General features: G+C 66.1%; 1 protein-coding gene. It reads right to left on the bottom strand.

Annotation, left to right across the window (positions count from 1 at the left end; translation table 11 throughout):
• Positions 1-1,222 (bottom strand): type VI secretion system Vgr family protein (locus tag NGJ21_RS23830; RefSeq protein ID WP_251962788.1); only part of this gene is annotated, 1,222 nt, incomplete at both ends.

Genomic DNA, 1,222 nt, shown 5'->3' with positions numbered 1-1,222 from the left:
GTGGAGTCGTCCATGACCCACTGGTTGAAGCCGCCACCGCCGACTTCCTTGCTCTTGTAGCCGCTCATCAGGCCGCTGGAGTGCCAGGCGGGTTTGTGGCCGCCGTAGACCTGGCCCATGACCAGCGGGCGGTCGATGTCGTTGTCGAGGAAGGTGACCACCACTTCTTCGCCGGCACGTGGCACGTGCACGCTGCCCCAGTCGGGGCCGCTGCTCGGTTGCAGCATACGCAGCCAGCAGGAAGAGAGCTCGCCGTCCTGGCTCAGGCGGTCCCAGTGGAAGCGCACGCACAGGCGGTTGAGGCTGTCGGTGAACACTTCGTGGCCGCTGGGGGTGACCACCACGGCGGTCTGCGGGCCGGGGCTTGTGGGCTTGGCGTGCTCGAACGGGCTGCGGTAGGGCGCGCTGTGCAGCTGGCCTTCGAAGGTGCTGAGGAAGAAGCCGTAGGAGGCTTCGCTGAGCTTCGAGCCGAGCAGGGCATCGTCCGGCGCCGGGCGTACCGATTTGAACAGCGGTGCCAGGCTGCCGGGCGCATCACGGCGCTGCTGGGCCATGGGCAGGTTGCTCTCGGCAAAGAACTGCACCTCGATCAGCAGAAACTGCCGGGCTTCGGCGGCTTTGCGTTCGTACAGCGGGTGCTGGGTCAGCTCGAACCAGCGCCCGGCCTGCAACTGGCGCACGCCACCCTGGCCGTGCACGCGGCGGGCCTGGGATTCACGTTGTTCGATCTGCACGCGGCTCAGCCAGTCGCCGCGCTCCTGCTTCTGCCAGTTGTACTGGCCCTGGTATTCGTAGCGTTCCAGAGCAGCGGGGGCGGAAGCAGCTTCAAGCGCCGGCATCACGCTTTCGCGCGGTTGGCTGTGCGCCAGGTAATCCACGCTGCGCCAGTTGAGCTTGCCGCTGAGCAGCTGCGAACCGGTGCTCCACTGGGTGATGCCGTCCTGTTTTTCGGTGACGCTCTGGGTGTGAAACGGCACGCTCTGCGGGATGAGGGCGGGCAGGGTGTCGACGCTGTCGGTGAAGACGATGCAGTGGCTGTCGGGCGTGTGCTCGACGTACCAGAAGAGGCCTTCGAGCTCGCACCAGCGTTGCACGAAGTTGGCGTCGGTTTCGTTGAACTGGGTGACGTAGGACAGCGGGGCGTACTCGCGGCGCAGGTCGAGGCGGTAGTTGCCCTTGGCCTGTTCGTACTGGGCGAAAACGGCCTCCAAAATCGCCGGCA

It is taken from the genome of Pseudomonas sp. Marseille-Q5299 (assembly GCF_943737035.1).
GTDB classification, from domain to species: Bacteria; Pseudomonadota; Gammaproteobacteria; order Pseudomonadales; family Pseudomonadaceae; genus Aquipseudomonas; species Aquipseudomonas putida_E.
The sequence above is the reverse complement of the archived record's forward strand: the minus strand, read 5'-3'. Positions and strand labels throughout refer to the sequence as shown.